7 protein-coding genes and 2 pseudogenes are annotated in these 6210 nt (G+C 54.7%); 3 read left to right on the forward strand and 6 right to left on the reverse strand.

Annotated elements, in window-relative coordinates:
- Window positions 1-4: 4 nt before the first annotated feature.
- From ruvA to aspS, 5 genes are all read right to left on the reverse strand, one after another.
- The gene (gene ruvA, locus ACOTYN_RS12325) at window positions 5-619 is read right to left on the reverse strand and encodes a Holliday junction branch migration protein RuvA (RefSeq protein WP_023330723.1); all 615 of its coding nucleotides are present in this window, start codon (window positions 617-619) and stop codon (window positions 5-7) included.
- 81 nt (window positions 620-700) lie between these two features.
- A complete protein-coding gene (ruvC, locus tag ACOTYN_RS12330) occupies window positions 701-1222 on the reverse strand; it encodes a crossover junction endodeoxyribonuclease RuvC (protein WP_014884319.1) in 522 nt (173 codons plus the stop codon).
- A gap of 34 nt (window positions 1223-1256) precedes the next feature.
- On the reverse strand, window positions 1257-1997 hold the full coding sequence (locus ACOTYN_RS12335) for a YebC/PmpR family DNA-binding transcriptional regulator (protein WP_014884320.1): 741 nt from the start codon (window positions 1995-1997) through the stop codon (window positions 1257-1259).
- A 27-nt stretch (window positions 1998-2024) separates the two neighbouring features.
- Window positions 2025-2468: a dihydroneopterin triphosphate diphosphatase gene (nudB, locus tag ACOTYN_RS12340; protein WP_014884321.1), complete on the reverse strand. Its 444-nt coding sequence runs from the start codon at window positions 2466-2468 to the stop codon at window positions 2025-2027.
- 1 nt (window position 2469) lies between these two features.
- Window positions 2470-4242 (reverse strand): aspartate--tRNA ligase, encoded by a 1773-nt coding sequence (gene aspS / locus ACOTYN_RS12345; protein WP_014884322.1) that lies wholly within the window; start codon window positions 4240-4242, stop codon window positions 2470-2472.
- Window positions 4243-4506: 264 nt separating this feature from the next.
- On the opposite strand from aspS, the gene ACOTYN_RS12350 reads away from it, so the two are divergent.
- The 3 genes and pseudogenes from ACOTYN_RS12350 to ACOTYN_RS12360 all read left to right on the forward strand — a co-directional run bounded on the left by ACOTYN_RS12350 (window position 4507) and on the right by ACOTYN_RS12360 (window position 5701).
- Window positions 4507-5073: a hydrolase gene (locus ACOTYN_RS12350; protein WP_071922109.1), complete on the forward strand. Its 567-nt coding sequence runs from the start codon at window positions 4507-4509 to the stop codon at window positions 5071-5073.
- Window positions 5070-5165, forward strand: a pseudogene (locus tag ACOTYN_RS12355) (hypothetical protein); the annotation flags it as partial. The gene ACOTYN_RS12350 and the pseudogene ACOTYN_RS12355, both read left to right, overlap by 4 nt.
- 269 nt (window positions 5166-5434) lie before the next feature.
- Window positions 5435-5701: a DinI family protein gene (locus ACOTYN_RS12360; protein WP_045339380.1), complete on the forward strand. Its 267-nt coding sequence runs from the start codon at window positions 5435-5437 to the stop codon at window positions 5699-5701.
- Window positions 5702-5796: 95 nt separating this feature from the next.
- Here the strand turns inward: ACOTYN_RS12360 and ACOTYN_RS12365 are convergent.
- Window positions 5797-6210, reverse strand: a pseudogene (locus ACOTYN_RS12365) (phage tail protein); the annotation flags it as partial.

A 6210-nucleotide genomic window follows, 5' to 3' on the forward strand; every position in this document is an offset into this window, starting at 1 on the left:
TACCTCACAATGCAGCGCGCAGCGCTTCACGAATCAGGGTTTCACTGCTGGCATCCGGTTTGGCAATTTTGCTTACCATCCGACTGGCCTCCTGAGGTTTATAGCCCAGCGCCACCAGCGCGGCAACCGCTTCCTGCTCAGCGTCATCATCTGTTGACGGCGCCCCAGGTGACGTCAGAACCAGATCGGTGGCCGGGGTGAACAGATCGCCATGCAGACCTTTAAAGCGGTCTTTCATCTCAACAATCAGACGCTCGGCGGTTTTCTTACCAATCCCCGGGAGTTTAATCAGCGCCGCAGGATCTTCGCGCTCAACGGCATTCACGAACTGCGGAGCAGACATACCGGACAAAATCGCCAGCGCCAGCTTCGGCCCCACGCCGTTGGTTTTAATCAGCTCGCGGAACAGGGTACGTTCCTGCTTGTTGTTGAAGCCGTAAAGCAACTGAGCATCTTCACGCACCACGAACTGAGTAAAGACAATCGCCTCTTTACCCGCGTCCGGCAACTCGTAGAAGCAGGTCATTGGCATGTGGACTTCATAGCCCACGCCACCCACTTCCAGCAGCACTAACGGGGGTTGTTTTTCAATGATGATGCCTCTGAGTCTGCCTATCACGTGACGCTCCTGCGTTCTGGAAAATGTTTGACTGGCGACATAATAAAAAAAGGCTGGATGTTTATCCAGCCTGATTTCTCTTTATCGCAACCTGCCTCGCGCCAGATTGAGCCGCGATTCACTCATTTGCATCGCGTTCTGGCTGACGTGACAGTGGGTAATCGCAATGGCCAGCGCATCGGCGGCATCGGCCTGCGGGTTCGCGGGAAGCTTCAGCAAGGTACGCACCATATGCTGCACCTGGCTTTTCTCCGCGCTACCTATCCCCACCACCGTCTGCTTTACCTGACGTGCGGCATATTCGAACACCGGAAGATCCTGGTTCACGGCGGCAACAATCGCCACGCCGCGCGCCTGCCCCAGCTTTAGCGCCGAATCGGCGTTTTTTGCCATAAAGACCTGCTCAATGGCAAAAAAATCAGGCTGAAACTGGGTGATGATTTCCGACACGCCCGCATAAATCAGCTTCAGGCGCGACGGCAGATCGTCCACTTTGGTGCGAATACAGCCGCTGCCGAGGTAGGTTAGCTGGCGTCCCACCTGGCGGATAACGCCATAACCGGTGACGCGCGAGCCGGGGTCAATCCCAAGGATAATCGACATCACGCGTCTCCCGTAAACGGCTTATACGCTCTCATCAGAGAGTCGCTGCAACCTCATCAGAGATTTCACCGTTGTGATACACTTCCTGCACGTCGTCGCAGTCTTCGAGCATGTCGATCAGACGCAGCAGTTTTGGCGCAGTTTCCGCATCCATGTCCGCTTTGGTGGACGGAATCATGGAAACTTCCGCGTTGTCCGCTTTCAGACCCGCGGCTTCGAGTGCATCGCGCACGGCGCCCATCTCTTCCCACGCGGTGTAAACGTCAATTGCGCCATCATCGTAGGTCACCACGTCTTCCGCACCGGCTTCCAGGGCGGCTTCCATGATCACATCTTCGTCGCCTTTCTCGAAGGAGATGACGCCTTTTTTGCTGAACAGGTAAGAAACGGAACCGTCGGTACCCAGGTTGCCGCCGGTTTTAGTGAATGCATGGCGCACTTCCGCAACGGTACGGTTACGGTTGTCGGACAGGCACTCAACCATCACGGCAGTACCGCCAGGGCCGTAACCTTCATAAATGATGGTTTCCATGTTCGCGTCTTCATCACCGCCTACACCACGTGCGATGGCACGGTTCAGGGTGTCACGCGTCATGTTGTTAGACAGCGCTTTATCCACCGCCGCGCGCAGACGCGGGTTAGAGGCCGGATCGCCGCCGCCCAGACGTGCCGCTGTCACCAGCTCACGAATGATTTTGGTAAAGATCTTACCGCGTTTGGCATCCTGTGCCGCTTTACGGTGTTTGGTGTTGGCCCACTTACTATGACCTGCCATAAAAAGTTCTCCAAAAATCGCGCCTTCTCAGGCAGCGTTAATTACAAATTCTTCAATCGCCTGCCGGTTGCTCCACGACTTGGTCAGTGCGGCGGCATCCGTCGCATCCACCCAGCGGTAGTTCAGGTGTTCGGTAAACACGATCTCCCGCTCATGGGGGAGCGCGAGACAGAACCACGATTCCGTATTGCGCTCAATGCCCGGCGCGTAGCGATGACGTAAATGGCTAAAAATTTCAAACTCCACCGTGCGCTGACAGTCCTTCAGGGTCAGTTGCTCGCGAGCAACATCAATGGTGACCTCTTCCTTTACTTCACGCGCGGCGGCCTGCGGCGCGGTTTCCCCCTCTTCCAGGCTGCCGGTAACCGACTGCCAGAAATCAGGATCGTCGCGCCGCTGCAACATTAGCACCCGCTTCGTGTCCTGGGCATAAATGACAACTAAGACAGAAACGGGAAGCTTGTATGTCATATCAGTTTTTCTCTTCCTTCTTCACCACCTCAATGCCCAGCTCAGCCAGTGCAGTCGGGTTAGCAAAGCTTGGCGCTTCGGTCATCAGACACGCTGCGGCAGTGGTTTTCGGGAAGGCAATAACATCACGAATGTTATCGGTGCCGGTCAGCAGCATGGTCAGACGGTCAAGACCGAAAGCCAGACCTGCGTGTGGCGGTGTACCGTATTTCAGGGCGTCCAGCAGGAAGCCAAATTTCTCGCGCTGCTCCTGTTCGTTAATGCCCAGGATGCCGAACACGGTCTGCTGCATTTCGCCGCTGTGAATACGCACGGAACCCCCGCCCACTTCGTAGCCGTTGATCACCATGTCGTAGGCGTTTGCCACCGCATCTTCCGGAGACGCTTTCAGCTCTGCCGCCGTCATGTCTTTTGGCGAGGTGAACGGGTGGTGCATCGCGGTCAAGCCGCCTTCACCGTCGTCTTCAAACATCGGGAAGTCGATAACCCACAGCGGTGCCCATTTGGTTTCGTCGGTCAGGCTGAGGTCTTTGCCAAGCTTCAGACGCAACGCGCCCATCGCATCGGCAACCACTTTCTTGTTGTCAGCGCCGAAGAAGATCATGTCGCCATCCTGCGCGCCGGTGCGCTCAAGAATCGCTTCCACGATGTCCGCATTCAGGAACTTCGCAACCGGGCTGGTGATCCCTTCCAGACCTTTCGCACGCTCGGTTACTTTAATATAGGCCAGACCTTTCGCGCCGTAGATCTTAATGAAGTTGCCGTAATCGTCGATCTGCTTACGGCTAAGTGCCGCACCGCCCGGTACGCGCAGAGCTGCAACACGGCCTTTCGGATCGTTAGCCGGGCCGGCGAATACCGCGAACTCAACGGATTTCACCAGGTCTGCAACATCCACCAGTTCCATCGGGTTACGCAGGTCTGGTTTGTCGGAACCATATCGACGCTCGGCTTCGGCGAAGGTCATGATCGGGAAATCGCCCAGCTCGACGCCTTTCACGTCATTCCACAGGCTACGCACCAGCGCTTCCATCACTTCACGCACCTGCTCGGCGGTCATGAAGGAGGTTTCCACATCGATCTGGGTGAATTCTGGCTGACGGTCAGCACGCAGGTCTTCGTCGCGGAAACATTTGACGATCTGATAGTAGCGATCGAAACCGGACATCATCAGCAGCTGTTTGAACAGCTGTGGAGACTGTGGCAGCGCGTAGAATTTGCCTTTATGTACGCGGGATGGGACCAGATAATCGCGCGCACCTTCCGGTGTGGCTTTGGTCAGCATCGGGGTTTCGATATCGAGGAAACCGTGGTCATCCATGAAACGGCGCACGAGGCTGGTGATTTTCGCACGGGTTTTCAGGCGCTGGGCCATCTCCGGACGACGCAGATCCAGGTAGCGGTATTTCAGACGCGCTTCTTCCGTGTTGACGTGGTTGGAGTCCAGCGGCAGCGCTTCAGCACGGTTAATGATAACCAGATCGGACGCCAGCACTTCAATGGCACCCGTCGCCATGTCTGCGTTGACGTTTTTCTCGTCACGCGCACGCACGGTACCGGTGACCTGAATGCAGAACTCATTACGCAGCTCAGAAGCCAGCTTCAACGCATCCGCACGATCCGGGTCGAAGAACACCTGAACGATACCTTCACGGTCGCGCATATCGATGAAAATAAGGCTACCAAGATCACGACGACGGTTGACCCAACCACACAGGGTGACCTGCTGTCCAACGTGGGACTGACGCAGCTGCCCGCAATATTCTGTACGCATGAGATATCCCTTAATTAGCCGCAGGCTAAATGTCGCCTGGAATGCAGGCTACTATGTCGCAGCTTTCTGTATGTCACAACTGGATGAAAAAAGGCGGCTATTATACTGGAAATTCCGCCGGACGATAAGAGCGAACCACGGCCTGACGGTCGTTTGCTGCACTCTTATTGCGCATTCTCACAAAAATTAACAAAATTATCCGACCCATTACAGGTCATCACGTCGTATGGTGTTACGGAAGTGATTCATTTAACGGGAGTAACGATGTTAACACTGGATGCCAGCAAAACCGCGCTTGTGGTGATTGATTTACAGGAAGGGATCCTGCCCTTTGCCGGTGGCCCGCACGCTGCGGATGATGTGGTTAGCCGCGCCGCTCGTCTGGCGGAAAAATGCCGTGCCAGCGGTGCCCCTGTAGTCATGGTGCGCGTCGGCTGGTCCGCTGATTTCGCCGAGGCGTTAAAACAGCCCGTTGATGCACAGGCGCCCGCCCATGCCCTGCCGGAAAACTGGTGGACGTATCCGGTGTCGCTAGGCAAACGCGACAGCGATATCGAAGTGACCAAACGTCAATGGGGCGCATTCTACGGAACCGATCTGGAACTGCAGCTCCGCCGTCGTGGTATCGACACCCTTATCCTGTGCGGCATTTCCACCAACATCGGCGTGGAGTCTACCGCCCGTAACGCCTGGGAGCTGGGCTTTAACCAGGTCATTGCAGAAGATGCCTGCAGCGCGGCTTCCGCGGAACAGCATCAGGGCAGCATGACCCATATCTTCCCGCGTATCGGACGCGTGCGCAGCACGGACGAGATCCTCAGCGCGCTATGATGTATGTGGGGTTACCCCAGTGGTCGCACCCGAAATGGGTGCGCCTGGGCATCACCGGCCTGGAAGAATATGCCCGACACTTCAACTGCGTGACGCGGCAATTTTAAAAATCATTGAACGCCCAAGAGCACGTGTATTCTTTAGAATTATCAATCACATAAAATTCAATTCATATGAAAATCACCAAAGTTCATATGATTAAAAATGTCCCACTCATGCCCCAAACCGCCTCAAAAACAATTTTTTTGCCCCATCCATGCCCCATAGCTCTCTTCTGAAATGCTATATACCAAACCGTTGACACTGTACAAATAACCAGTATAAATTCTCTTTAAAAATACAGTCGTTTCCGGAGGTCTTTATGTTCGTTGAGCTGGTCTATGACAAGCGTAATGTTGATGGTTTGGTTGGCGCCAGAGAGATTATACTGGCAGAGCTAACGAAACGGGTTCACCAGATTTTCCCTGACGCAGAAGTGAAGGTTAAGCCGATGCAGGCGAACGCCTTAAACAGCAACGCCAGCAAAAGTGATCGTGAAAAACTGAACCGAATGTTGGAAGAAATGTTTGATGAATCTGACATGTGGTTAACCTCAGAATCACCTACAGTTCGCCAGGTTGGTATTTGAGTTTTACTCAGGTAGTATTCCCGGCGATTGCTCTGGCATGAACACTGAGCAACCAGCCGCCGCCCGTTCTTGCATACGACAGGCGGCGGTTTATTTTACGAAGCAGGTTCTTTTAAGGCCGCTTCACTCGATTCTTTCTGGCGTTTATTCCAGATGCTATCATCAGGCATGTCGAGGCGTACATCGATCCAGCTGTTGGCCGGAACATCCATAGGAGCCCCTTTTGTTTTGACGATCTCCCCTTCATCGCTCAGCATGTATTTCTGCTTATACAAGCGGATAGTCAGTCCGCCGCTTTCAGTTTGCTCGGCTTCAACAACACCCAGCTCCCCCATGCCGCCAGGGTCCATTGGCGGCAGTAACTGCCATCCCTCAGATGCAAGGCCTGCCGAACCGGTCAGCATGTAAACCCCAATATCGAGGCGGGAAAGGGTTATTCCCTCCGCCTCTGCATTAGCCGTCCCACAACCACACCAGGAGAAACCATCCTCCGCTATATCGGTGCGCTG

The organism is Enterobacter cloacae complex sp. IR5458, assembly GCF_049238025.1.
Classification (GTDB): domain Bacteria; phylum Pseudomonadota; class Gammaproteobacteria; order Enterobacterales; family Enterobacteriaceae; genus Enterobacter; species Enterobacter kobei.